The organism is Pleomorphomonas sp. NRK KF1 (genome assembly GCF_023721755.1).
Lineage (GTDB): Bacteria > Pseudomonadota > Alphaproteobacteria > Rhizobiales > Pleomorphomonadaceae > Pleomorphomonas.
Window position 1 is genome coordinate 896,548 of record NZ_JAMDLH010000002.1, and the last position, 25,082, is coordinate 921,629.

General features: G+C 64.5%; 26 protein-coding genes. 2 read left to right on the top strand and 24 right to left on the bottom strand.

Features of this window, described 5'->3' with window-relative positions; all coding sequences use genetic code 11:
• Positions 1–124: 124 nt before the first annotated feature.
• The 7 genes from draG to M4J39_RS09410 all read right to left on the bottom strand — a co-directional run bounded on the left by draG (position 125) and on the right by M4J39_RS09410 (position 4,522).
• A complete protein-coding gene (draG, locus tag M4J39_RS09380) occupies positions 125–1,006 on the bottom strand; it encodes an ADP-ribosyl-[dinitrogen reductase] hydrolase (RefSeq protein ID WP_251727534.1) in 882 nt (293 codons plus the stop codon).
• Positions 1,007–1,052: 46 nt separating this feature from the next.
• Positions 1,053–1,892, bottom strand: a complete 840-nt coding sequence (locus M4J39_RS09385; RefSeq protein ID WP_251727535.1) for an NAD(+)--dinitrogen-reductase ADP-D-ribosyltransferase — start codon at positions 1,890–1,892, stop codon at positions 1,053–1,055.
• 28 nt (positions 1,893–1,920) lie between these two features.
• The gene (gene nifW / locus M4J39_RS09390) at positions 1,921–2,304 is read right to left on the bottom strand and encodes a nitrogenase stabilizing/protective protein NifW (protein WP_251727536.1); all 384 of its coding nucleotides are present in this window, start codon (positions 2,302–2,304) and stop codon (positions 1,921–1,923) included.
• Positions 2,305–2,312: 8 nt separating this feature from the next.
• Positions 2,313–2,633 carry an iron-sulfur cluster assembly accessory protein gene (locus M4J39_RS09395; protein ID WP_251727537.1) on the bottom strand — a complete coding sequence of 107 codons (321 nt, stop codon included), beginning with the start codon at positions 2,631–2,633 and terminating at the stop codon, positions 2,313–2,315.
• 131 nt (positions 2,634–2,764) lie between these two features.
• Positions 2,765–3,394: a nitrogen fixation protein NifQ gene (locus M4J39_RS09400; protein ID WP_251727538.1), complete on the bottom strand. Its 630-nt coding sequence runs from the start codon at positions 3,392–3,394 to the stop codon at positions 2,765–2,767.
• 100 nt (positions 3,395–3,494) lie between these two features.
• Complete coding sequence (modD, locus tag M4J39_RS09405) at positions 3,495–4,313, bottom strand: ModD protein (RefSeq protein ID WP_251727539.1); 819 nt, start codon at positions 4,311–4,313, stop codon at positions 3,495–3,497.
• Positions 4,310–4,522, bottom strand: a complete 213-nt coding sequence (locus M4J39_RS09410) for a molybdopterin-binding protein (protein WP_251727540.1) — start codon at positions 4,520–4,522, stop codon at positions 4,310–4,312. The genes modD and M4J39_RS09410 overlap by 4 nt, the downstream gene beginning before the upstream one ends.
• Before the next feature lie 125 nt (positions 4,523–4,647).
• On the opposite strand from M4J39_RS09410, the gene M4J39_RS09415 reads away from it, so the two are divergent.
• The gene (locus tag M4J39_RS09415) at positions 4,648–5,250 is read left to right on the top strand and encodes a DUF2478 domain-containing protein (RefSeq protein WP_251727541.1); all 603 of its coding nucleotides are present in this window, start codon (positions 4,648–4,650) and stop codon (positions 5,248–5,250) included.
• A gap of 15 nt (positions 5,251–5,265) precedes the next feature.
• Here M4J39_RS09415 and fdxB read toward each other — a convergent pair whose 3' ends face one another.
• The 17 genes from fdxB to M4J39_RS09500 all read right to left on the bottom strand — a co-directional run bounded on the left by fdxB (position 5,266) and on the right by M4J39_RS09500 (position 23,832).
• Positions 5,266–5,583, bottom strand: a complete 318-nt coding sequence (gene fdxB / locus M4J39_RS09420) for a ferredoxin III, nif-specific (protein WP_371875427.1) — start codon at positions 5,581–5,583, stop codon at positions 5,266–5,268.
• A 33-nt stretch (positions 5,584–5,616) separates the two neighbouring features.
• Entirely contained in the window at positions 5,617–6,078 is a 462-nt protein-coding gene (locus M4J39_RS09425; protein ID WP_251727543.1) for a NifX-associated nitrogen fixation protein, read from the bottom strand.
• Positions 6,079–6,082: 4 nt separating this feature from the next.
• A complete protein-coding gene (gene nifX, locus M4J39_RS09430) occupies positions 6,083–6,571 on the bottom strand; it encodes a nitrogen fixation protein NifX (protein WP_251727544.1) in 489 nt (162 codons plus the stop codon).
• Complete coding sequence (gene nifN / locus M4J39_RS09435; protein WP_371875428.1) at positions 6,534–7,916, bottom strand: nitrogenase iron-molybdenum cofactor biosynthesis protein NifN; 1,383 nt, start codon at positions 7,914–7,916, stop codon at positions 6,534–6,536. The genes nifX and nifN overlap by 38 nt, the downstream gene beginning before the upstream one ends.
• Before the next feature lie 4 nt (positions 7,917–7,920).
• Entirely contained in the window at positions 7,921–9,399 is a 1,479-nt protein-coding gene (gene nifE, locus M4J39_RS09440; RefSeq protein WP_251727546.1) for a nitrogenase iron-molybdenum cofactor biosynthesis protein NifE, read from the bottom strand.
• A 398-nt stretch (positions 9,400–9,797) separates the two neighbouring features.
• Complete coding sequence (gene nifK / locus M4J39_RS09445) at positions 9,798–11,339, bottom strand: nitrogenase molybdenum-iron protein subunit beta (RefSeq protein WP_251727547.1); 1,542 nt, start codon at positions 11,337–11,339, stop codon at positions 9,798–9,800.
• A 132-nt stretch (positions 11,340–11,471) separates the two neighbouring features.
• Positions 11,472–12,986 carry a nitrogenase molybdenum-iron protein alpha chain gene (gene nifD, locus M4J39_RS09450; RefSeq protein ID WP_251727548.1) on the bottom strand — a complete coding sequence of 505 codons (1,515 nt, stop codon included), beginning with the start codon at positions 12,984–12,986 and terminating at the stop codon, positions 11,472–11,474.
• Between the two features lie 79 nt (positions 12,987–13,065).
• Positions 13,066–13,965 (bottom strand): nitrogenase iron protein, encoded by a 900-nt coding sequence (gene nifH, locus M4J39_RS09455; RefSeq protein WP_251727549.1) that lies wholly within the window; start codon positions 13,963–13,965, stop codon positions 13,066–13,068.
• Positions 13,966–14,273: 308 nt separating this feature from the next.
• On the bottom strand, positions 14,274–15,143 hold the full coding sequence (locus M4J39_RS09460; RefSeq protein WP_251727550.1) for an SIR2 family protein: 870 nt from the start codon (positions 15,141–15,143) through the stop codon (positions 14,274–14,276).
• A 1-nt stretch (position 15,144) separates the two neighbouring features.
• A complete protein-coding gene (nifT, locus tag M4J39_RS09465; protein ID WP_251727551.1) occupies positions 15,145–15,357 on the bottom strand; it encodes a putative nitrogen fixation protein NifT in 213 nt (70 codons plus the stop codon).
• A complete protein-coding gene (locus tag M4J39_RS09470) occupies positions 15,354–15,653 on the bottom strand; it encodes a nitrogen fixation protein NifZ (RefSeq protein WP_251727552.1) in 300 nt (99 codons plus the stop codon). The genes nifT and M4J39_RS09470 overlap by 4 nt, the downstream gene beginning before the upstream one ends.
• Position 15,654: 1 nt before the next feature.
• The gene (locus tag M4J39_RS09475; RefSeq protein ID WP_251727553.1) at positions 15,655–15,849 is read right to left on the bottom strand and encodes a 4Fe-4S binding protein; all 195 of its coding nucleotides are present in this window, start codon (positions 15,847–15,849) and stop codon (positions 15,655–15,657) included.
• 144 nt (positions 15,850–15,993) lie between these two features.
• On the bottom strand, positions 15,994–17,763 hold the full coding sequence (gene nifA, locus M4J39_RS09480; protein WP_371875429.1) for a nif-specific transcriptional activator NifA: 1,770 nt from the start codon (positions 17,761–17,763) through the stop codon (positions 15,994–15,996).
• A 283-nt stretch (positions 17,764–18,046) separates the two neighbouring features.
• The gene (locus M4J39_RS09485) at positions 18,047–19,126 is read right to left on the bottom strand and encodes a siderophore-interacting protein (protein ID WP_251727554.1); all 1,080 of its coding nucleotides are present in this window, start codon (positions 19,124–19,126) and stop codon (positions 18,047–18,049) included.
• Between the two features lie 34 nt (positions 19,127–19,160).
• Positions 19,161–20,072, bottom strand: coding sequence for a siderophore ABC transporter substrate-binding protein (locus tag M4J39_RS09490; protein WP_251727555.1), 912 nt, complete (start codon positions 20,070–20,072; stop codon positions 19,161–19,163).
• Positions 20,069–21,694, bottom strand: a complete 1,626-nt coding sequence (fes, locus tag M4J39_RS09495; protein ID WP_251727556.1) for an enterochelin esterase — start codon at positions 21,692–21,694, stop codon at positions 20,069–20,071. The genes M4J39_RS09490 and fes overlap by 4 nt, the downstream gene beginning before the upstream one ends.
• A 5-nt stretch (positions 21,695–21,699) precedes the next feature.
• Positions 21,700–23,832 (bottom strand): TonB-dependent siderophore receptor, encoded by a 2,133-nt coding sequence (locus tag M4J39_RS09500; protein ID WP_251727557.1) that lies wholly within the window; start codon positions 23,830–23,832, stop codon positions 21,700–21,702.
• Between the two features lie 257 nt (positions 23,833–24,089).
• On the opposite strand from M4J39_RS09500, the gene M4J39_RS09505 reads away from it, so the two are divergent.
• Positions 24,090–24,995 (top strand): AraC family transcriptional regulator, encoded by a 906-nt coding sequence (locus M4J39_RS09505; RefSeq protein WP_251727558.1) that lies wholly within the window; start codon positions 24,090–24,092, stop codon positions 24,993–24,995.
• Positions 24,996–25,082 lie beyond the last annotated feature (87 nt).

A 25,082-nucleotide genomic window follows, 5' to 3' on the forward strand; every position in this document is an offset into this window, starting at 1 on the left:
CCGACCTCGGTAGCACGGAGCAACCAGAAACAATCAGAAGATTTATTCAACCTTAACGTTCATAACGAGCGCAGCATTCTCCACTTGGGAGAGACAGGCTTTCGCGATCTCCTCGCCAAGCCCCTCAGCCCGAGGCAATCGCCAACAGGGCCGGCACCAAGTCCCGGATCGCCGTGGCCGCGTCGCGATCGAGCGCCTTCAACCAGCGCCTCGGGATGGCTTCGAGGCCATATGTCGCGCCGGCCAAGGCGCCGACGATGGCCCCGGTGGTGTCCGCGTCGCCGCCATGATTGACGGTGCGGATCAGGCAATCCTCGAAAGTATCGGTGGCAAAGTAACCATCGAATACGGTCTGAAGCGTATCGACGACATAGGCCGACGACAGTCCCCGATAGGGAACAAAGCGGAAGGTCGGATAGCGGCCGACCAGACCGTCCGCCAGTCGCGCGGCCGCGGCCCGCCCTCCTCCGGAAATCAGCGCGGCCAGCATGCCGGCCAGCGCGCCGCAAGCGGCGTCCGACAGCGGATGGTTGTGAGTGACATGCCCCTGCTCCACCGCCCAGCGGCGGGCCCGGGCCGGATCGCGATAACTGGCGATCGCTGCCGGCAGAACGCGCATGGCGGCGCCGTTTCCCGCATCACCCTCATTCGGCGGACCGATGACGATGCCGCGCTGGATGTAGCGGCGGATACCGCGTCGGCAGGTGTTGCCGACGTCGGGCGGCCCCGACTTGAGCCAGGCGGCGAACTCCTCGCAAAGATCGGTGAGGTCGAGTTCGCCCTTGCGGGCGAGCGAACGCCCCAAGGCCAGCGACATCGCCGTATCGTCCGTCACCGCGCCGGCCTTGAGGTGCAGCCAGCCACCACCGACGATGTCGCACAACAGGCCATGCTCGGCGGCAATCTCTCGCGGCGTCATGAACTCGACGGTGGCGCCGAGCGCATCGCCAATGGCAAGGCCGAGAAAGGCGGCGAGCGCCCGGTCGGCAGCGCCGACATCGATCATGCCGGCCTCCCGTTGCCGACCGAAATGCCCGTGAGAACGAGCCAGCTCATCGCGACACGCCAAGTTCGTAGTCGCCGCCGATCACCAGATACTCTCCCTCACCCTTGAGAGGGTGCGAGGCCATCAGCGTGTTGAAGAACAGGATCTTCTCGCGGGGCACCCGTGCCGTGAGAATGACATCACCGAAGCAGTCCGCGATGTCGCGCTCGGCCGTGAAGGACGACAGGCTGTTGAGGCGCATGACGATCCGGCGTCGATCGATCCGCTGCCGGATGGGATGCTCATCGAAGTCGTTGACGCCGCGATAAAGCGTCAGGTGGGTCTCCGCCGGAGAGGCGAAACGGAGAAGCGCCCACTGGCAGAACTCGTAGAGCAGGTCGAGCTGGGCCATGATCGCGTTGTTGTGGAAGCGGCTCGACATCTTCTCGGCCACATAGGCCGCCCAGGCGGCTGGCGCCTGCCTTACCAGACGTTCCTGATGGAAGGTCGGAAAGATGCCGAAGCGGCTTTCCACCCACCCTTTCAGCACCGCGCCCTCGGGGCCGTTGCTGTCGTAACCCCAACCCTTGATCAACCGCAGATAGGAAGACCGATAACGCCGCCGTCCCGCCGCGTTGCCCGGTTCGCGCTGCTCGCGATCGATGCCGAACATCGCCATCATGTAGGCGGCGAAGGCATCGCCTGCCTCGGTCAGGTCCGCGGCAAGCCCGAGCATCTCGAACAGTCCTCCGTTCATTTCCCGCACGCCGGAGACATGGACGGGAACCGGCCGGGCGTTGAAGGCGACGTCGGCAAGAAAAGCCGTCGACAAGCCGACCAGGTTGGTCGAATGGCCAATCAGACCGCCATCCGGCGTTCCCTCCTGGGTGACCGTCGCTTCACTCACGATGAAGACCGCTCCAAAGCCCTGGGGATCAGCCGCCGTCGATCGGTCGCAGGGCATCTCCGAGCGACACGAAGGGACGGCGCGGCGGTGCGGCTGGCCGGGCGGGGTCGCGGTCCTTCAACACCTTGAAAAGTCGCTTTTCCAGCGGCGAAGCGCCGGAGAACTCCCGATAGGCTCGCTCCAACATGGAGCGGGCGCGCGCGGCGGCAACGGCATCGGGCAGATCTTCGAGGTCGTCGCCCGCCAGCATCTCGCCCATGCGCTTCATGACGTGGAGGCGGCAGACGGCGAGGCGCTCGGGCTCGAAGCGAACGCCGAGGACATCGAAGAAGTCCTCGGCCGAGGAAAGGCGCCTCATCCTCTCAAGGATGTCGGCGGCGTCGGGAACGGGGCGATCGATGGGACAGGACATGGTGCCTCTCAGCAGAAGGACTTGCCGCAGGAACAGCGGGACGCGGCGTTCGGATTGTCGAAGACGAAGCCCGACTGTTCGACGCCATCGACGAAGTCGACGACCAGTCCGTCGACGTGGCGCTGGGTCAGCAGATCGAGATAGAGCCGGACGCCACCTTGCTCCACCACGAGATCGCCGGGGCGTTCGTCCGTCTCCAGGCCCATTCGATACCGGAGGCCGGCGCAGCCTCCGGCCTCGACGATGATGCGCAAACCCTCGGCTTGTCCGGCGGCGCCGGCAAGAGCGGTTCGCACGGCGTCGGCAGCGCTTTCGGTGAGTTCGATCATGATCATGTCCTCACAACCCGGAAACGAAGTGGTCGAAGCGGAGATTGCATGGCTCATGCCACATTCTAAGTATCTGAAATTCAAAGGGCCTGAGTGGCTTGTCGGAAATCCGACATGTTGTCGGGTGCGGTTCACGCAGCCTCGTCCACGCGCCTGCGGAGACCGGCAAGCCGGCTGAGGCCATCTTCGGTGCCGAAGCATTCGTTGAAGTCGGTGCAGACGGAACAAGAGGGCGCCGCGCAGAGCGAAAAGCCCTCGGCCTCGCAAAGCAGGCGATAGAAGTACTTCTTCCAGCGCATGTTGCCCGTATTGCCGGCATGCAGGGAGCGAAAATGGCGGGCGAGCAGACGGTTGAGCTCGCCACGGTCGTTCAGCCCCAAGTCCTGCCAGAGATGATCCGGCCGCATGGCCCTTCGGGCGATCAGGGCGGCCAACCAGGTGGTCATGGGTTCGGGCCCGGAGCGGTGCGCCAAGAGGAGATCGACAAGGAGCGCTTCCTCTTCCGCCGGCTCACTTGGTTCAAAACCGGCAAGCTCAGTGGCGGCATAGCCTGGGAAACAGTGACAAACGAGCCGACCGAGTTCGGTCTGCGACAGACCGAGACCGTCGATGGTGCTGATGCCTGACGTCGCCGCCTCGGTCAATGCCGCAGCGAGAATCGAGGCGAGCACATGGTTGTCGAACGCCTCCGCGTCATCCCGCGCCGGGCGGGCCGCGTCGCTGAGCGTCGAGTAGTGGCGCGCAAAGATCGAGGCCGGCATGTGTCACCTCCGTCAACTCTGTCGGAAAACCGACAAGACGAAACCGTCTTGTCGGACTTCGGGAGCGTCTGGAGGGGATCAGCGCAAGGGTCGTGCCGGTTCAGTCGGCAAACAGTCGGACCGCGACGTCGCGAGGCCGAGCGGTGTAGGGCCAGGACGTGACGATGAAGTCGGCGCCGGCCGCGACATAGGCGGCCGCATTGCTCGGATCGATGCCGCCGGCCGCGCCGATGCGCGCCCGCTTGCCTCTTTCCGGCAGCCGACCGACCAGTTCGGCCACCGCCTCAGGCTTGAACTTTTCGAGCTGGACCACGTCGAAGCCGGCGACTGCCGCCTCGACTGCCTCGTCGATCGTGCCGACCTCGACTGTCAGCGCCTTCTCCGGCTGGGTCCGCCGGAGGCGAGCCGCGATGTCGGACAGGCTCTCGCCACCAAGGAACAAGCGGTGCTCCGGAAAGACGAGGATGGTCTCCGACAGACCATGGCGGTGAAGAATGCCCCCACCGGCCCGGACGGCCAGTTGCGACAGGGCACGGGCGCCGGGCACCGTCTTTCGCGTGGTGGCGACCGGAAGCGGGGCCGCCGCCTCGACCACGGCACGGGTTGCCGAGGCGATGCCCGACAGGATTTCGAGAAGCGTTTGCGCCGCCTTCCAGGCACGGTGCAAGCCGGAGGCCTGTCCACGCGCCTCCAGGATGGGCGTCCCGGCAGGCAGCCAATCGCCGTCCTTTGCGTGAACATCGACGACAAGGTCGTCCATCATTCTCGTGGCAACCTCGATGCCGGCAAGCACCATGTCATGGCGCGCCGTGAAGGTCATACGACCGGGCCGGTGCCCGAAGCCCAGAGCATCGGTGGTCAGATCACCGGCGGGCACATCCTCGGCCAGCAGGCGTTCGATATCGCTTGCGGAAATCATAGGTCGACACCGATCATCACGTCGGATGCCTTGATGATGGCGGCGGCATCCGCGCCGACCATCAGCCCGAGATCATCGGCCGCCTCATTGGTGATCGCAGCCGTGATGACCATACCCTCCACGATCTCGACCTTGACATGCGTGGTGGTCGCACCACGGGTGAGGGCCACCACCTTGCCCTTCAGGATGTTACGCGCCGAGAGCCGCATGGCCTTCTCCGTATCTGCGTGAAGTCTCGCCTCGTTATATATCCGAAACAATAACGATCAAGACATTTGGCCCGGCGCTTGCGAGGCGCCCTCCATCGCCGCTCGCGTCCGACAAGGAACCTCCCATGACCCGTCGCCTGCTCGACCGCTTTCCCACCCTCGACCCTGCCGCGATAAATGCGTCCGAGCTGGCGGCAATCGTTTACGAGGAAGGTGCCTCGGTGGACCACCTCATCGCCTTCTTCGCCGACGAGCTCCAGACGGCATGGCGTCGAGTGGGCGGCATCGTCCACCTCCCCGATGACGAGGAGCCGCCGAGCAGAGACGTGACACTGGTCGATCTGGTCGTCGGCGATCGCTGGCGGCAATTGCATGCGCGCCACTCTCAGGCAGAGGCGGTCGCGGCGACACGGCGCATTCTCGCGGCCATCGAGGCGCGGGTCGACCTTGTCATCGTTCCGCGCTTCGGCGCGGCGGAAATCGACGGCGGCGGCCATGCCGACGCCTTCGGCACGCTCGCCGCCTTTGGCCTGCCCGTTCTGACGGCGGTCCTCCGGGAAGACGTTGAGGCCTGGTTGCGGTTTACCGGCGGGATCGGCACCCTACTTGCCTGCCGCCTGCGTGTCGTACGCGCCTGGTGGCAGGAAACCGACGACAGGCGACAAAAGCTGCTTGCCCGACAAAACGCGAGAAGCGGCAATGTCGTGCCGCTTCTGCCAAGTTTCTGACAATGGAGGAAGGCGTTACGCCGCCAGCTTGTCGGGCGGGGCGTGACTCTGGCAGTTCTTGGGACAGACCCGGGCGCAGGCGTTGCAGCCGATGCAGGCGCCGTCATTGTCGGCGACCATGATCTTGCGGTTGAGCTCGCCGTCGAAATCGTCATCGTCGTCCTCGACGACCTTGCCGAGGATCTCGCCCTCATCGTCGACACCGTAGAGATGCATGACGTCGCGGTCGCAGACCTTGAAACAGCGGGCGCAGCCGATGCAGGCGCCGCCGTCGATCGAAACGAGAAACAGCGGCGTCCAGGGGCTGCCGTCGCGGGTGGTGTAGTCGGCCATCAAATGTCTCCAGCTCGGATGGTTCGAGAGAACTCAGAAGTCGGCAACCTCGGGAAAGCGACCGATCATGGCGATGGCCTCATCGACCAGCTTGCTGCCGGCAGCGGCCAGCGCGGCGAAGTCGTCGAAGCCGAAGCGGTGGACGTCACGCAACGTCCTTGAGACCACCACCAACCGGCCGGCTGTGAGAAGCACGCGGCCGAAGCCCTCGTGGTTCAGCTTCAGGATGGGCGAGGCGACCCGACCCGTGGCCTGCTCGACGGCGAGACTGACCGCGCCATAGAAAGCCTCCACCCGGTCGATGATGTCGGGATCCGGATCGTCGATGATCGGCCTCGACCGACGCTCCTCGCGGCTGACGATGAAATCGGCGAGCACCTCACCGTCGGTCTTTCGCTCCCAGACGCCGTAGCTGTCGGCGGCGCGGACGAGGCGGGCCAACGTCCTGACGAAGGGATGGTCTAGGTCGGGAATCGGCGGGGCGATGTCGCTCATCGGTTCAATCATCCTCGAAATCGGGACGCGGGGCACCAACGCCAGCTGCCTGCAGCACCTTGCGCAGCCAGGGCGGCGGGCTGCCGGTCAGCATGGCGCGCACCTTTTCCAGCACGTCATCGATGGGGGCAGCTTGCGCCTTGATCGGGTGAATCCGCTGCGCCACCGCCTTGGCGGCGGCCGGGCCGCCAATGGCCAGGCAGAACAACAGATGGCAGCCGGCGAGCGCGTCGACCTTGGGCGTGATGCGGTCGTCGCCATCGGTCCGGTGGTTGCCGTCGCCCTCAGTGTTGCCCTCGAACTCGACGGCTTCGACAAAGCTCCAGCCAGAGGGCGTCACGTCGTAGACGGCGAACTTGGGCGCCGATCCGAAATGGGCGTTGAGCCCCTTGAGATCGGTTGACGCGATGGCGACCCGCACCGAGCCGGGCGGTGGCGCGGCATCGGTCACCTCGTCAGTGTCGACGAGGCTCAGGCGACGGACGGCTGTCATGGAGTGTCTCCCGGTTGCGGAGCGGATCGAGGCTTTCGGGTGTCGGGTGATGGTGGTCGGCGGCGATCAGGGTGTTCGCCACCTCGAAGATCAGGTCGCGCGTGCCCTCGTAGAGCGCGCTTCGGCGATGCTGGGCGCCAAGACGGTCGAAAATAGGAAAGCCGACGCGGAACAACGGTATGCCCAACCGTTCCGACGCCTGTCGACCGTGGGCATGACTGACCAAGAGATCGGCGCCGACCGCACGTTGCTCAAGGTCGCCGAGATCGCCGACAACCACCTCGGCCGGCACGGCGTCCAGGATGGCGCTGTCCGGCGTCGATGCGATTGCGACGCTGGTCTCCGCGCCCATTTCGGCGAAGAAGCTCGCCATCTGGTAGAGAAGATCCGGTTCGGCAGCGATGGCCATCTTGCGGCCACCGAAGTGGAAATGACCGTCGAGCATGGCATCCTGAAGCTGCGACCGACGACGACGGATCGAAGCGGGAACCGGACGGCCGGACAGCCGGGCGAGCAAGGCCACGAACCGATCGGCAGCGGCGAGTCCGGTCAGCGTCGGCAGAAGCGTATAGGCGAGACCGGTCTTGCGCTTCAGGGCCTCGGCCGGGCGGCGCATGTGCTCGCCGATGGCGACGCAATGACAGGCGGCGCCCAGCGTCTCGATGTCGGCAACGGTGGTGCCGCCGTAGGCGGAGGGTATCCAGCGATCCGGGACCGTGCCGTCGAGCGAGCCGGAGATGTCCGGCAAGACCACAGGCGCGAAGCCGAACAGCTCGGCTGTCTGCCGCACGACTTCGATGTCGCCGACCGTGAAGTGGCTGGGTGCGAGGATGACGAGGCGCTCGGGGTCGCGCCGCGCGGCAGGCTGGGTCATCGCCTCGATCATTGCCGCGACGGCGGCGCTCCAGCCATCCTCGATCGAGCCGCGAAAATCTGGTGTCTCAGCCAGCACGACGCGGCAGTCGCCAAGCGCGTCGGCGCGACGGTCGACGATGGAGGCGATATCGGCGGCAAAGTCCTCGCCGCGCGTTTCGACCAGCGCCGTGGTGCAGACGCCGATCAGCTTGGGGTTGGCGCGCGTCCGGATGTTGAGAATGGCTTCCTCGAGATGATCGGCGCCGCCGAGCACCGTCGAGATTTCGTTCATGGCCGTCGTCTGGATCGGGATGGTTTCCTTGAAGTGGCGAACGAACAGCACCAGCGCGAAAGCCGTGCAGCCCTGGCTGCCATGAAGAAGAGGCATGGCCCCCTCGACGCCAAGAAAGGCATAGGCGGCGCCAAGCGGCTGCGAAGACTTCAGCGGATTGGTGGAGAGGGAGCGAACTTCGGTCGCGGACATCGCCATCTCCTCAGCAGTCGTCGGCGTCTTCGAGGACGCCGCCGGCGAATTTGCGAAAGCTATGGGTGACCTCCACCGGCATGTCGGGGGCGTCGAGCAGTCGTCCAGCCTCGTCCCATGGCGCCGGTGCGCGCAAGGCCGGGAACACCGGGCTGTTGACGGCAAGATCGATCCGCTTGAGCAGTTCGACGAAGCCTTCGTAGCCGGCGTAGGGGTGATGGCGCTCCTGGTTGACGTCGAGCCAGGGCGTCTTTGCCTTCAGCGCGATAAACTGGGTGCGGCTGCCCGACAGCATGATGTCGGCCTCTCCATCGGCCAGCATCCGGTAGATCTCGCGCGGTGGCAGGCGATCGAATAGATGCTTCTCGTCCTTCAGGGCGGCAAGCGCCCGGGCCTTGTCCTCCTCCGTCGACTTCTTGATGGACGTGCGGATCACTTCCATGCCGGCCTCCTGCAACGCATCGACCATCGACCAGCTCTTGACGCCGCCGGTGTTGAGCAACACCCGCTTGCCGGCGAGCCGGGGCTTCAGCGGAGCAATGCGTTGCCAGGCGATCGCCTCCTCGCGAGCGATCAGCGCCTCGGCCCGGTCGAGAAGGTCGGCCGGCGCGCCCCCTTCCACCAGCAAACCGCAGATGCCACGGATGGCGGCCGACGTGTCGGCAATGCCGTAGAAGGATCCTTCGAAATAGGGGATGCCCCAGCGCTCCTGCATGCCGCGCGCGAGGTTGATGAGGGCCGACGAGCAGACCATCATGTTGGCCTTGGCCCGATGGGCGGTGGCGATGTCGCGATAGCGGGCGTCGCCGGGAATCACGGCGCGCAGACGGATGCCCAGCTCTTCAAGGAGCGGCTTCACGAACCAGAACTCGCCAAGCAGATTGTATTCGCCGAGGATGTTCACGTCGTAAGGCGTCACGTCGTCCGGCTCGACAGTGCCGATGACATGGTCGAGAAGCGTCTGGCCGGCCAAGCGGTTGCCGAGGTTCTTCGAACCGGCGAAACCGGGCGCCTCGACAGGGACGACAGGACGGCCGAAGCGCTCGCCGGCGCGTTCGCAGACGGCGGCGATATCGTCGCCGATCAGCGCCGCGACGCATGTGGAGTAGACGAAGATGGCGGGCGGATCGTGCCGTTCGACGATGGTCCGGATCGCCTTGAACAGCTTCTTCTCGCCATTGCCCATGACGATGTCGAGCTCGGAAAGATCGGTCGTAAAGGAGCGCCGCCACAGGTCGGGGCCGGACGAGACCGAATGGCGGTTGTCCCAGGAGTTGCCCTCGCAGGCCAGAGGGCCGTGGATGAGGTGGGCAACGTCGGTCACCGGCTGCAGCACGATCTTGGCGCCATCGAAGGCACACCCGCCGGCCGCGGCGCCGGGCGTCAGAGGCTTCGAACAGCCCTTCTTGCGCGTCGTCTCGGACTTCTCCCGATTGGTCGGGCAAGCCGGCTCGTCGAACACACTGGCAATCCTGGCCTTCAGGGACATGGGCGCCTCGTCGCTTGCGGTCACAGACCTTGTTTCGCAAGCGACGTGCCAGTGAGGCCCTGCCTACCAACAGATTGAAATCGCTGACTCCTTTCAACAGACACCGGGATCTCGTGCGTTCGTTCCCCGTGGCGGATAGGCTTGCGACACACCATTGTCGGATTTGCGACGCACCGATCACCGTCACGGGCGGTGCGCCACCTGAGACGAAGGGCGACAGCGTTCAGAGGCCAGCGCCCCCGCTGCAAAGCAAGATCGAAGTAGCAAAGCAGCAGGTCCCGCCCGTACCGCCTTTCGTTCGGCATCCACCCCTTGACGACCAGGCCTTGGCCTGTCCCAACGAGCAAGGGCCGGCTCCGTTTCCGGGCCGGCCCTCGTCATGCGTCTCGATACTGTTTTCAGCGCGTCAGATCGAAGGAAATATCGGTCTCGCCGGCAATGTTGGTCTCGGCGTCGAGCTTGTCGAACAGCTTGTCGAGGATGGTGATCAGCACCCTGAGGCCGCCCTGATAGCCCATCACCGGGAACCGGTGGTGGTGGTGGCGATCGAAGATCGGGAATGTCAGCCGGATGAGCGGGGTCTTGGTATCGCGCTCAAGGTACTTGCCGTGGCTGTTGCCGATCAGGAAGTCCACCGGCTCCGTGAACATAAGCGAGCGCAGGTGCCAGAGATCCTTGTGCGCATAGGCCTTGCAGTCCTTGCCGAAGGGCGAGCTGTCGAACAGCGCCTGCATGTTCTCCGCCCATTCCTTGCCGCCGTTGGTGGACAGGCAGTGGACGGGCTCACCACCGGTCTCGAGGATGAAGCGCGCCATGGCCTGAACGAAGTCGGGATCGCCGAAAATGGCGTAGCGCTTGCCGTGCAGATAGGCCTGGCTGTCGGCCATGGCATCGACGAGGCGTCCACGTTCGAGACGAAGCGCTTCGGGGATGGTCTTGCCGCTGAGCGAGGACACCTTCATGAGAAGCTCGTCGGTCGCCTTCACGCCGAGCGGATAGTGGAAGCTCGCCGTTTCCTGGTTGACGCTCGCCGCGTATTCCAGTGTCTTGCGGCTGTTCCAGTGCTGGAGCGCGAGGGTTGCCTTGGCGCCCTTGGCGGCCTTCAGGTCGTCGATGGTGGTGCCGCCGTCATACATGCGGTACTCGCCGTCCGACGGGGTGTCGAACTGGTCGGCGGCGTCGCCAATCAGCTTGTAGCTGACGCCCATCATGTCGAGCATGCGACCGAGTTCGCGGTTGTTGCCGACGCAGAAGCCATCGAAGCCGGGGACGATGTTGATGGTCTCCGTCGAGCCGGCGACCACCGGATTTTCCTTCCAGAAGTGCTCGAGAATGCCCTTGATGGCATTGTCATAGCCATCGATGTGGCTGCCGACGAAGGACGGCGTATGGGCGAAGGGAACGTCGAAATCCTCGGGCACCGAGCCCTTGGCCTTGGCGTTTCCGATGAAGCCGTGCAGGTCGTCGCCGATCACCTCGGCCATGCAGGTGGTGGAGACGGCGATCATCTTCGGCTGATAGAGCGAGTAGCAGTTGGCGAGGCCGTCGATCATGTTGTTGAGGCCGCCGAACACCGCCGCGTCCTCGGTCATCGACGAGGAGACCGCCGTGCAGGGCTCCTTGAAGTGACGGGAAAGATGCGAGCGGAAATAGGCGGCGCAGCCCTGCGAGCCATGGACGAAGCTCATGGTCTTCTCGAAGCCGGCAGCGGCGAATACCGCGCCGAGCGGCTGGCAGGCCTTGGCCGGGTTGATCACCAGCGCTTCACGGGCAAAGTTCTTTTCCCGATACTCCCAGCCCTTGGTGTATTCGGACTGGAGCGCGGTGGCGTCGATGCTGGCGGCGCCGTCGCAGGCCTTCTTGCGAGCGAACATTTCCTGGTATTCCGGCTCGCGGAACAAGGGGCCATGATCGAGGATCTTTTCGGCTGACTGGGGCATGGTCTGACCTCATCGCCCGCGCCGCGCCATACGGCGGCCAAACGGGCACAGGAGTATCGGTCACGCGGCAAGCGTGTGGTGAAAGGATTGGCTTTGGGGAGCCCCCTCCCCTTACGGGGAGAGGGAAACAGATCATTCGGCCGCTGCGAGCAGTTCGCCGCCGTCCGTCCAGGGGGCGTCGAACAGGTCCCAGACCGGATTGTTGATCGCGAGATCCATGTCGCGGGCGAAAATGGCGAAGCCATCATAGCCGTGATAGGGGCCCGAATAGTCCCAGGAGTGCATCTGACGGAAGGGGATGCCCATCTTCTGAACGGGATACTTTTCCTTGATGCCCGAGCCGACGAGATCAGGGCGGATCTTCTCGACGAACTTCTCCAGCTCGTAGCCGGTGACGTCGTCGTAGATCAGCGTGCCCGGCTTGGCGTAGTGACCGGTGCGTTGGTAGTCGTCGTTGTGGGCGAACTCGTAACCGGTGCCGGCGATCTCCATGCCGAGATCCTCGTAGGCGGTCATCACGTGACGTGGTCGGAGGCCGCCGACATAGAGCATGACCTTCTTGCCCTTGAGGCGCGGGCCGTATTTCTCGGTGATGCTGTCGACCAGCGGCTTGTACTTGGCGATGACCTCCTCTGCCTTCGCCTCGATTTCCGGGCCGAAGTGCTTGGCGATCTTGCGCAGGCTGGCGGCGATCTGCGAGGGGCCGAAGAAGTTGTACTCCATCCACGGGATGCCGTACTTCTCTTCCATGTGCCGGCAGATGTAGTTCATCGAGCGGTAGCAGTGGATGAGGTTGAGCTTGGCCTTCGGCGCGCGCTCCATCTCGGCCAGCGTGGCGTCGCCCGACCAGTTGCCGCAGATGCGAAGCCCCATCTCCTCAAGGAGGCGCCGCGAAGCCCAGGCGTCGCCGCCGATGTTATAGTCGCCGACGATGTTGACGTCGTAGGGGCCGGCCTCCCATTCGGCTTCGGCGCTCTTGTCGAGCACCCAGTCGCGGATGGCGTCATTGGCGATGTGGTGGCCGAGCGATTGCGACACGCCACGGAACCCCTCGCAGCGGACGGGAACGATGGTCTTGCCGATCTCCTTGCCCTTGCGGCGCGAGACGGCCTCGATGTCATCGCCGATGAGACCGATCGGGCACTCCGACTGCACGGACATGCCGCCATTGAGCGGAAACATCTGTTCGATCTCGTCGATCACCTTGTCGAGCTTCTTGTCACCGCCGAAGACGATGTCCTTCTCCTGGAAGTCGGACGTGATCTGCATGGTGCCGAAGGCGTCGATGCCGGTGGTGCCGACATAGTAGTTGCGACGTTGCGACCAGGAATACTGTCCGCAGCCGACGGGGCCGTGGCTGATGTGGACCATGTCCTTCACCGGTCCCCACACCACGCCCTTGGAACCGGCGTAGGCGCAGCCGCGGATGGTCATGACGCCGGGGATCGACTTGATGTTCGACTTGACCTCGCATTCGGTGAGCAGCGGGCCTTCCTCGCCGACAGGCGCATCCGGCTCGACTTCAGCCGCCTTGGCGACGGAAAGATGCTTCTTGCGCCGCTTGGCGAACTTCTCGGGATACTGGGCGAGGACCTGGGTGATGTATTGCTCGTGGGCCTTGCCGTCGTTTTCGTAACTGTCGCTCATGAAAGTGTCCTCGCGGAAGGGGACGGGAAAGGCGCGGACACCGGGGTCAAGGCCCGGCACCCACGCGTCCTCCCGGAGATCAGGCGGGAACCGCGGCCTGGCGGGCGGCTTCCTTGGCGGCAAGCTCGGCGATCATCTGCTCGTCGGTCTTCATGATGCCGAAGGCGAGCAGCATGTCTTCCAGCTCTTCCATGGTGATCGGCGTGGGTATGGTGCCCTTGCCGCCGTTCTCGTGGATCTTGGTGGCGAGCTGCCGGTATTCCTCGGCCTGCTTGCTGTCCGGCGCGTACTGGATGACCGTCTGCTTGCGCAGTTCAGCGTGCTGGACGATGTTGTCGCGCGGCACGAAGTGGATCAGCTTGGTGTTGATGCGCTTGGCCAAGGCCTCGGCAAGATCGAGTTCGCGGTCGGTCTGGCGCTCGTTGCAGATCAGGCCGCCGAGACGCACGCCGCCGGTGTTGGCGTATTTCAGGATGCCGCGCGAAATGTTGTTGGCGGCGTAGAGCGCCATCATCTCGCCGGACATGACGATATAGATTTCCTGCGCCTTGTTCTCGCGGATCGGCATGGCGAACCCGCCGCACACCACGTCGCCGAGAACGTCGTAGGAGACGTAGTCGACGTCGTCATAGGCGCCGTTCTCCTCGAGGAAGTTGATGGAGGTGATGACGCCGCGACCGGCGCAGCCGACGCCCGGCTCCGGGCCGCCGGATTCGACGCACTTGATGCCCTTGTAGCCGACCTTCAGCACATCTTCGAGTTCGAGGTCCTCGACCGAGCCGTGCTCGGCGGCGAGGTGCAGGACAGTGTCCTGCGCCTTGGCGTTGAGGATGAGGCGAGTCGAGTCGGCCTTGGGATCGCAGCCGACGATCAGGATCTTCTGCCCCATCTCGACGAGGGCAGCGAGCGTGTTCTGGGAGGTGGTCGACTTGCCGATGCCACCCTTGCCGTAGAAAGCGATCTGGCGGAGTGCAGCCATGGTGATGGTTCCTTGTCTTCTCGAAGGCACCGGGAGGGGATGCCAATTCGGTCGGCAGCGGAAAGCCGCCTCACATCCAGCTATTTTCAAGGGTCGTGCCAACTGTCGAGAAACGACAAAAATCCATATAAATCAGATATATGTCGACTCTTGCCCGATAAGAACCACGGCAACAGGCGCTGTCGCGGGTCCGACAAAAGTCGACAGTCCATGTCGGAAGAGCGGGAATGATCGTACGAAAAAGGCCGCCCCGAAGGGCGGCCAGATGGGCGGACGGAGGGGAGATGGAGTGAAGTCCGCCTGAGAGATCATCCGGCGAGGATTTGCGCTGCCTCGGCGAGCGGTAGGTCGATCAGGGCGATGCCCTCGGCTGCCAGGAAGCGGCGCTCGTTGACGGTCAATGTCGCAAGATCGGCCACGCAGGCATGTGGCCCCGCCGATCGCTTGACGATCTGCCGCGCGTAGGTCCGGAGCATCTGGTCGTGAAAGCGACAACCGAGGAACAGGAAGCCACGTGTCGACCGCCGTGTGCGAACCTCCTCGGGGATCGGCGTCTGGATGTCGATCTCCGTCAGGGCCTCGACGTAGTCGCTGTCGGAAACGAGCACGTCGCCAATCGGACGGATGCCGCCATGCGGCCTGTAGAGCAGAGTCCGCGCGCCGCCCGGCTCGGCATCGGTCCCAGCAAGATCGATGGCGCGATACCAGCGATCCTCGCCGATGGTCGCGCGCGACTGTCCTTGCACGTCGACAACGTCGGTCCGCCCAGCGTCCGCCATGGCGGCAGTTAGCGTGCCGTCGTACCAGCTGTCGACCACGAGGCCGAGAGGGAGTCCGGCCAGATAGCGGTGAAAGGCAGAGGGCCGGGGCTCCCCGGCAAAGACATCGGCCATCAGCTTCTTCAACGTGCGTCGATGACGACGGCTTTCGATGTATTGCGCGACGGCCCACATGTTGCCGCGGATACGGCCAGGAACGGGTACCCTCTTCTGCAGCGCGGCGGCGACGTCCTCCGGCGATGCCGGGACGGGCGATGCCCCTTCGAGCGTCAGAAGGCCGGGGCCTAGGTAGGGCACGAGACGATCGGTCATAAGGCCGACGCGCAAATCGGCCAGCGCGGCGGTCGCCGCCTCGCCGCAGAAGATCTCAGGGTGGTCGTCGGCGAGAAGCGCGCTCATGTCAATCGTCCTCGCCGCGCCGGCGAGCGTTGACGGTCACCGGCAGGCGGGTTTCGGCCGGCATATCCGGGAGGTCCAGCACCCAGCCGTTCTTGAGAGTGACGGCGCCGCCCCAAAGACCGTCCCTCTCCTGCGAGACGATGGGCTCCTCGAGATCTTTCTTGGCGACGTAGGCGGACAGTCCCTTTGCAGACTGGCGGATCATCACTTTCATTGCGCTGAACGCTCCGTCCTCTCAAGGGCATCGGGCGCGCCAAGCTCGCGCGCACGCATGCCGACCAAGACCCCGCGATCGACCCATTCGACCGCATAGATGTAGAACTGCTGAAGGAAGGTGCCGATGTCCCTGACGTAGCCGACATCGCCCTTGTGCACGAGGCGCTCGCCGATATCGCGTCCGGGAAAGGTGCCGTCGTTCTTCACATTGAGGCGCGCGACCACTTTGTCGCCGGGCTGAAAGCGGGGCGGGCCATCGATTTCGACTTCCGGCTCTCGCTCGACGAAGGGCATGTCAGGCCGCCTTGGCGATCGCGCCGGACGGGCATACGTCGTCGCACTGAGGCGCGGCGGCAACGCCCTCGCATTCCGTGCATTTCTGCGGGTCGATGACGTAGACGCCCCCCTTCATGCGAATGGCCTTGGAAGGGCATTCGCACTCGCAGGCGCCGCAGGTGGTGCAATCGTCGGCATTGATGGACATGGCCATGGCGGGATCTCCGTGACAGGTTCGTCATCGACGTCGCAAGCCATGTGCCAGAAACAAATACCTTTACTATCAGTCTGTTACGAGACCAGAGCTCCAGAAGCGCCGTGATGCGACACACCCTTGTCGGACTTCCGACAAGGGCGATCAGAACCTCTTCAGCTCGACGCGATGCTTCTTGAGCGCATAACCAATCTGGCGGGGCGTCAGGCCGAGGATGCGGGCGGCCTTGGCCTGCACCCAGCCGGACTTTTCCATGGCGTCGATCAGCCGCTCCTTCTCGCCGGCCCGATGACCGATGGCAGGGCAGTCAGGGCCGGCGTGCTCGCACAGCGGACCTTCGGCGTGCGTCTCAGAGTAGGCCGCCGCGTCCTGTGGCCGCGCCGTCGGCGGCAGCGGTGGCCTGAGGCCGGGCACCAGCACCTCGCCGTGCTTCAAGGCCGTGAGCTGTTCTTCGGCGGTCACGTGGTGGGCGCCTGTCCACAAGGTCGCCGAGAGGCATTCGCCGTGAGCGCAGGCAAAATCCTCGCGGCGGATGGTATCGCTGCGGGAGAGTGTCGCCGTGCGGCGGACGCAGTTCTCCAGCTCGCGCACATTGCCCGGGAAGTAACACTTGCCGAGGAGGTCGAGCGCCTTGTCGGTGATCGCAAGGCGGCGGCTGTTCTCGCGGTTGAAGCGGTCGAGAAAGGCGCGGGCGAGCAGCGGAATGTCGCCCGGCCTTTCGCGCAGGGGCGGCAGAAACACCGGAACGACGTTGATGCGATAGTAGAGGTCGGCGCGGAAGTCACCTTTCGCCACCGCCGCTTCGAGGTCGCGGTTGGTGGCGCAGATCAGACGGACGTCGACCTTCAGCGTCCGGGTACCGCCGACGCGCTCGAACTCGCCCTCCTGAAGAACGCGCAGCAGCTTCGACTGGAAGGCCGGCGAAATCTCGCCGATCTCGTCGAGCAACAGCGTGCCGCCGTTGGCAAGCTCGAAGCGGCCTGGCTTCAGCGCGATGGCACCGGTGAAGGCACCCTTTTCATGACCGAAGAGCTCCGATTCCAGCACGCTCTCGGAAACGGCGGCGCAGTTGAGCTTGACGAAGGGCTTGGCCTTGCGGCTCGACAGCTCGTGGATGGCGCAGGCGAACAGCTCCTTGCCGGTACCGCTCTCGCCGCGCAACAACACTGTGGAGTTGGAAGGCGCGACGATGGAGATGGTCTCCATCACGCGGCGCACCGACGGACTGTCGCCGACGATGCCGCCGATGCTGACCCGGACGCGAGCCGGCTTGGGCTTCTCGTCCAGCGCCTTCTCAAGACGGGACCGCTCGTCGATCAGGCGCTTGCGGTCGGCAGCGACGATACGGTGGAGACGCACCGCCTGCCCCACGAGATTGGCGACCATGGCGAGGAAGCGGAGGTCTTCATCGATGCGGATGTCGGTCGATCCATCCCATACGCGATCGATGCTGAGCGTGCCGATCACCTTGACGTCGTCCTTGATCGGCACGCCGACGAAAGAGACGCGGCTCGGATCATGGGCAGCTGGCGTGTCGGCGAACAGCGGGTCGGTCGCCGTATCCTGGACGACGAGCGACGTCTGTGTGGCGACGATGCGGTCGATGACCGCCTGCGGCAGGCTGTCGATCGGCCGCCCCTTCACCTCGCCGGCCCAGCCGGCCGTGGCGACGATCTCAGGCTCTCCAGCCTCGTCGATGACGACGATCATGCCCCGCCGCATGGCAAGGAAGGACGTCAGGATGTTGACGACGCTCGCCAGCATGCTCTCGAGGCGGACGGGCGCGTTGAGAATCTTCGATATCTCGTAAAGGCCGAACAACGCCATCTCGGCGCTCTGACGGCTTTCACGACGAACGACAGGTGACGTCTCGACAGGGACGAGGCGCGGCGGTTGGCGGACTGCCACGATCATGCCATGGCTCCTCAGGTCGGGGCCGGCAGGGAGGAAACCGGCTTCCCACCTCTGAAAGGTCGAGGCAAATCGCGCTTTTGTCACGCATGAATTGCAGTCAATCCTGACACCATCGTGCATAATACTAAAGCATATAAGTCTATATACTTAAAACAGACTAGCGAAAGGAATGTGCAGTTGTGGGGCGATGGCTTTGCAAGTCCTTGCGCCGTCTTCATTCGGCACCCTGGCGGCGACCTCGGACGAGTGCGTCGCATATGAGCAGGCGACCATCGAGTTTGTCCTAATCGTCGTGATGATGGTCTCCGCCCGCCTGGCCGCGTCGCCAGTAGGAGGCGAGGCGCAGGCGATCGCGCGACAGGCCCCAGATATCGATCGCCCTGCGATAGATGGCGCGGCGAGCGGTTTGCTCCATGCCGCCCCACACGATGACACCCGGCGGCAGATCGCCGGGTTCGATGGTAGCGGCCCCCGTTTCCAGTCGCGCGCCGTCCCGACGATGCAGCCAGACGATATCGGTCCTGGCCGCGCTCGGAAGCGTCTGCCTATCCCCCTGATCCTCGGTTTCCAGGATGGCTCGAACGCGGCGACCGGCCGGCATCTCGGCCAGCATGCGGGCGACGGCCGGCAGGCCCGTCTCGTCGGCGAAGAGCAGATAGTCGTCGGCCTCGGGCAGATCGCCACCGCCGGGTCCCGTCATGCCGATCACATCGCCCGGCCGCGCCCGTTCGGCGAAGGCGGCGCCCGGCGCGTCGTGATGATCGGCGTGCAGCAGCATGTCGATCTCCACCTCGCCGGCAGCGACATCGATGCGGCGTAAGGTGTAGACGCGCGCCGGCGGCGGATTTCCATCCGGCCAGAAGGGGCGACCGTCATCGCCAGTCACCGGCCAGCGCTGGCGCACGCCCTCCCCCGGCAACAGCAGGCGGATATGCAGTCCGCCTTCAGCAAAGCGACCGAGATCGCTGCCCTTGAGGGTCAAGCGCCGGAAGCGACCGATCGTCGCCGCGGCGACTACGGTCATCTCGCGAAAGAACGGCAGCGGCGAACCGGCCTCACCCGCTCCCGTCCAGCGAAGGGCAACATCAGCCTCGCCGAACTCCAGCACATGGTCGGCCATGATCATCTTGATATAGGCGAGACCGGCGGAGTCGCGACTTTCGGCAGCGATGCGGAGGCCGCCGACATCGAGCGTCAGCCGAGACAGACCCAGCTCGCTCGACAGCAGGACATCCCCTCCCTCGACCATCTCGACGCGCGCGTGCCGACCGACGTGATCGACGAGACGAGTCCGGAGGGTCGCCGGGTCCCGGCTAGGAACAAAAAGAGTGGCAGCGAGACGGCCAGACGCATGCGTACTCATCGGGACGAACTCCGAAAAAGCGAAGGGGACGGATTCAGGGCTGGCCGAAAGCGGCGATGAAGCTGTCGGCGATCGCCTGTTCGGCACGCAGGCCGGAACTCGTCAGGTACATGCCGACCGGGTCGAGGTAGATGATGTGGCCAGCCGTGGCGGCGCGGGTCCGGTTGACAAGCTCGTTGTCCAGCAGCGCGCGAGCCGGCGTCTCGGTATTGCCGATGGCCGCGTCGCGATCGATGACGATCAGCCAGTCCGGATTGACCTTGAGGATGTACTCCCACGAGATAACCTGGCCGTGGGTGGTCGCCTTGATGGTCGGGTCGGCGGCGGCGAGACCGTAAAGGTCATGTACCTCTGAGAAACGCGAGCCGGGGCCGTAGGCACTGATCTTGCCGCCGGTGGTCAGCACGACGAGGCCTCTGCCCTTGTCGGCGGTCATGTCTCTGAGGCGGGTCGTCGTGGCATCGAGTTTCAGAAGCCGTTCGGCGACCTCGGCCTCCTTGCCGAACAGCTTGCCGATCGCCTCCGCGTTGCGCTTCACCGATCCACGGAAGTCACGGTTGTCGGGCGTCAGGTCCAGGACCGGCGCGATAGCCGACAGCGCCGCGAAATGCTTCTGGCTGCGGCTGCCGATGATGATCAGATCGGGCGCGAGCGCCGCAACCGCCTCGAAATCCGGCTCGAACAGTGAGCCGACCTTCGCATAGGTGTCGGCGCGATACTTCTCAAGGTCGCCGGACATCGCCCAATCGGGAACGCCCTGCACCTCGAGGCTCAGCGCATCGAGCGTATCGAGTGCCGCGAGATCGAAGACGGCGACGGTCTGAGGCCTGTTGGGAAAGTCACGTGTCCCTTGCGCATCGGTGATCGTGGCGGCTTCGGCGGAGCCAAGGCTGATCGACAGGACGAGCGGCGTCAGCAAGGCGGCGAGGCGGTGAAATCCGTTCATGGCTTTTCCTTGGAATTTGAGGTCGAACCGCGCCCGAACAGCGCGAGAAGACCGTCGGCGAGCGCCCCCCGCCAGACGAAGTAGTCGTGGCCACCGGCATATTCGCGGGCGGTGACCTGGTAACCGCGCGCCATCAGCACGTCGCGCAAATGGCGATTGGTCTCGAGGATGCCGTCGGCACCGCCATGCTCTCGCTCAAACAGACCGGCCGACAGAAAGACGCGCACGGGCCGTCGCTCCATGGTGGCGACGCGATGCGCTACGACATTGGAGATGGAAGCCGGCGTGTCCGGCGGACTCCACCAGTAGGAGCCCGACAGCGAGAGCGCGTTGCCGAAGGCGTCGGGACGACGGAGTGCCACCGTCAACGACGCAAGTCCACCGTAGGACGAACCGGCCAGCACCGTACGGGCGGACGATGGTATGAACCCGGTTCGCGCCCGCACCTCCGCCAGCAAATCGTCCGCCAGAAAGCTGGCGAAATCCGGATTGTCGGGCAGCTCGCGCGAGCGGGTCGCCTGATCGGGATTGTCGACAAAGACGGCGAGAGTCGGCGGCAGACGACCATCGGCCATGAGCGTATCCAGGATCGCCGGTGTCGGCACCTCGCGCTGGTAGTTGCGGCCGTCGAAGACAACGAGAAGAACGGTGGTGCGGTCGGCGGGGTCGAAGCCCTTCGGCCTGTAGATCGCAACGTCTCGCGTGTTGCCGAGACGATCCGAAGCGAGGCGGAAGCGGATGAACTCCCCTGTTGGCGCATGCGCGCTTTCCATGCCCGGCTGGACCGGCGCCCCCGGCAGCGTCACCGTCGACTTGGTGTTGAAGCGATCGGGGGCATCGGTCGGCCAGGGTTCCTTGTTGAGCGGATCGGCGGCGGCCGTGGCGAGCAACGCGACTCGTCGTTCCCGGGCGCTTCCGGGCAAATCGGGCACATCGGGAGCGAGCTGGTAGGAAAAGCGCGTCTCGGGCGGTACGCGGAAGCTCTTGAACCAGATGTCGGAGCCGTCGAGCCGGTCGAGCCATTCGTGATCGCCGGATGGCGCTCCGACCAGACGGACGTTTCGATCAGCGCCACGATAGACGAAGGTGAGCAATGTCTCGCCATCCGCCGTCCGCTCGACGAGCGGGGCGCCCGCCGTCTCGACCCGGCGCCAGAACTCTGCGGTCGTGCCACCGGCCGCGAGCTCGGCCGCGACAGAGGCAATGACCGGACTGGCATAGCCGTCCACCGGCGCTCTCTGCTCAGCGAGCGGAAGGTGAGATGCGAGCACCAGACTGCCGGTACCGCCGCCCGGCCCGGCGACGAGACGCAGGGCCGACGGTGTATCGCGAGCGACGAACTGGAAATCGCCGGACAGGCCGACATTATCGAGGAGGCGCCGCCAGGAGATGCCATTGGCGTCGACGATCTCAAGGTCGAAACTGCCGGCTGTGACGTTCACCCGGCCCTTGAGGTAGTCGCCGGGCGCCGCATCGAACGGCAGCACGACGGACTTGCCCGGCGCGACCGCCTCGGTGACGATGACCTGGTTCGGCCGAAGACGAACATCCTCCCCGGCGGAGGCACCGCCGGAGAGGAGAACGAAGGCCAAGGTGCGCAGTGCTTTCAGGGCTGCCCTCATGCGCCTCACCACTTGTATTTCAGGGTGGCGGTGACGGTGCGGCCGGCCCCTACGAAGCAGGCGTAGGCGCTGGCGCATGACGCGGTGTAGAACTCGTCGGTGAGGTTGGTGGCGTTGACCTGCAAGGACACGTTCTCGAAGTCCTTGTCGAGCGCGCCGAAGTCGTAAGACATCGAAGCGTCGAGCAAGAGGGTGTCCGGTACCTTGAAGGTGTTGGTAGCGTCACCCCAGCTTTCGCCGATGTAGCGCAAACCGAGACCGAGGCCGAGACCGGCAAAGGGGCCATCGTCGAACTGGTATTTTCCCCAGAGCGATGCCTGATGGAGGGGAATGCGCGCCGGCATCTTGCCCAGAATGCTGGCCTGCGCCGATTCCGTCACCTCCTGATCGGTGTAGCTGTAGGCCGCAAGCAGGCTGAAGTTGTCGGTGATCTCGGCGCGGACCGACAACTCGACGCCACGGGTGCGGATCTCCCCCGTCTGCTGCCACGGGCTGGAACTGGTCTCGCGATAGAGAACGTTCTGCTGGGTGAGTTCATAAATGGCAGCGCTGAGATCGAAGCCGTAGCCTTCCGGCGCGAAGCGCAGCCCAGCCTCGTACTGGATCGCCGTCGACGGATCGAAGGGATCAGAACCGGACGGTGCTGCCGTCAGCACCGGCTCGAAGGACGTTGCGATGCTGACATAGGGAGAGAGTCCCCAGCCGAGATCGTAGACCGCACCGGCGCGGCCGGTGGTTGCCGAGGAGTCGAAGCTGGTGGTCGTTCCACTCAGGTTGTTGTCGATGTCGGTCGTCGCCCAGTCCTGGCGACCGCCGAACAGAAGGTTCAGCCTTCCGACCTCGATCTGGTCCTGAAGGTAGACGCCAACCTGAGACGCCTTGGTCTTGGTATCGCTGCGGTCCGACGAGAGATCGAGGCTGGTGACATCGTAGACCGGATTGGTCCAATCGATCGACGACACCGTGTAATCGTAGCCCCAGGAGTAATCGACCACCGAGTAACGATAGTCGACACCGCCAATAACCGTGTGGTCGAGAGGACCGGTGGACAGCTTGACCTCGGCGCTGTTGTCGATGACGAACTGCAGCATATCCTCGGTGCCGCCGGAGCCGGTGCGCGTGATGGTCTTGCCATCCGCCTGCAAGCTGCCCCAGGTCAGGGTTTCATAGGCCGTGTCGATGTCGGTGAGACGGGCGTTCTGGCGCAGCGTGACGCCGTTGTCGAAACGGTGTTCAGCCTGGTAGCCGATCGAAGCCTGCTCACGTTCCGATTTCTGGACGTTGGGATCGGAGACCAGGAAATCGCGCGGAATATAGCCGTAGGGCGTGGGCGTCACCGAGCCCTTGGCCTCGCGGAAATTCCGGAAACCGGCATCCGGCTCGTTCTGATAATAGGCATGAACGGTCACCTTGGTCTGGTCGTCCGGCTGCCACGTGACCGAGGGCGCGATCGCAAACCGCTTGGTATCGAGCCCATCCTCCATGGTATCGGCGCGCGCCGCCTTGCCAACGATGCGATAGGAGACCGTATCGCTGCCCGGCAACTTGTCCATGAGGTCGAAGGCCGCCTCGATCCGATTGTCCGTGCCGACTGTCGCCTGAACCTCACGGGCGGTCTCGCCGGTCGGGCGCTTGCTGACCAGATTGATGAGACCACCAGGACGAGCCTCGCCATACAGCACCGACGATGGCCCCTTCAGAACCTCGACACGCTCGAGGAGATAGGGATCGACCTGGCCGAGCGAGTTGGAGCCGAACAGAAGACCGTCCAGAAAGCGAGGCGCGTAATAGTAGCCACGGAGGAAGGTTTCGTCATGCAGATTGGAGGCGCCGCGGTATTCGGCGAACAGGCCGGGCGTATAGCGCAGCGCCTCGGCCACCGACTTGACGCCCTGATCCGCCATCTGGTCCGCCGTGACGACCGTCACCGATTGCGGCGTCTTCTCTAAGGGCACATCCGTCTTCGTCGCCGTCTTTGAGCGATTTGCGACATACCCTTTCACCGGGCCATCGGCAGTCTCTCCATTGCCCTCGACAACGATGGGCTCAAGCGTCGCCGCGCTATCCACCGTCTGCGCCCGCGCACCAGCGATGGCGCTCAGGCATACCGTCGCCATAAGTCCGACACGCAGGATCACTGTGGGAACAGGCTCGTATCGGCGCGAACGGCCCCCGCCAGAAGTCGACGCAATATCAAACATTTACTCTTACCCCATGTCCAAATTTGCAACTGCGATCCAGTCGCATAAGGAGTTTCACTTAAACTTGACTAGTGATTTCATGTATATAAACAGGGGTGTCGGAAGCTGTCGACGACCGGGGCTTCAGCGCAAACGGCGGTTTCTTTTTCGCAAACAGCCGAGCCCGCCTGGCGTGTTGTCGGACGGTTTTCCGGATGGCATTGGGTGCGTTCATGGAACTGTCGACGGCGGCATCGGAACAAGACGGCATCTCGCTCGCCTGCCGGCTCGCGCCGGTGGTCGCCGGCTCGCGCGCCATGCGCGAGATCCAGCCGGGATTTCGCCTGCTCATCTATCTCAGAGGTTGGCAGCGCTTCGAGATCGACGGCCGGCGTTTCGACGTTTCCGCCGATGGTGGCCCGGTGGCGTTGGCGCTATCCCTTACCCGCCCTGCCCGTCTGACACAGATCGCCTGGTCGGAAGACCGGATGGGCAAGTTGATGATTACAGCTCCGAGCGACTGGACCTCGGCGCTCGATCTGAAGGGAGCCGGTCACGGCGATGCTCTTTCCACCTTTCTGACCGGACATGTCAGCAGCCATCTCTGGCGCCTCGACGACGACAGCGTCCGCCTGGCAAAACTTGCCGCCGAACCTCCGGCCTGGGTGCCGCGCGAGGCATTGCAGCTCTATCGGCGTGCCCGCGCCTTCGACCTTATCTGCCTGACACTCAGCACCCTGGCACTCCGGCGGGCGGAGAACGCATTGCCCCGGCCGGCCCAGTCTCTGCTCGGCGAACGCGTCCGCATCTTCCTGCTCGACCATATCAACGAGCCGCTGACCATCGATGCCGTCGCTCAGGCAGTCGGAGCGTCGGTCAGCGTCGTGCAGCGCTGTTTCAAGGAACTCTACGGCATGACGGTGTTCGACTTCGTGCGCCGCCGCCGCCTCGATGCCGCTCGTGACGCACTCGACAATCGCGGCGTCAGCATCGCCTGCGCCGCCTTCATCGCCGGCTACTCCGCGCCATCGAGCTTTGCCACCGCCTTCAAGAAGGCTTACGGCGTGCCGCCCAAGCTCCGACACCGTCAGACCATGCCATTCAGCGAGGCGGCTGAGTAATGCGCAAGTCAAGCAGCTTTTCGGCTTGGATCGAAGGCCCGGCGGGTGTGGATCATGGTCCAGAGGACGGTGACGCGCCTGCGTGCG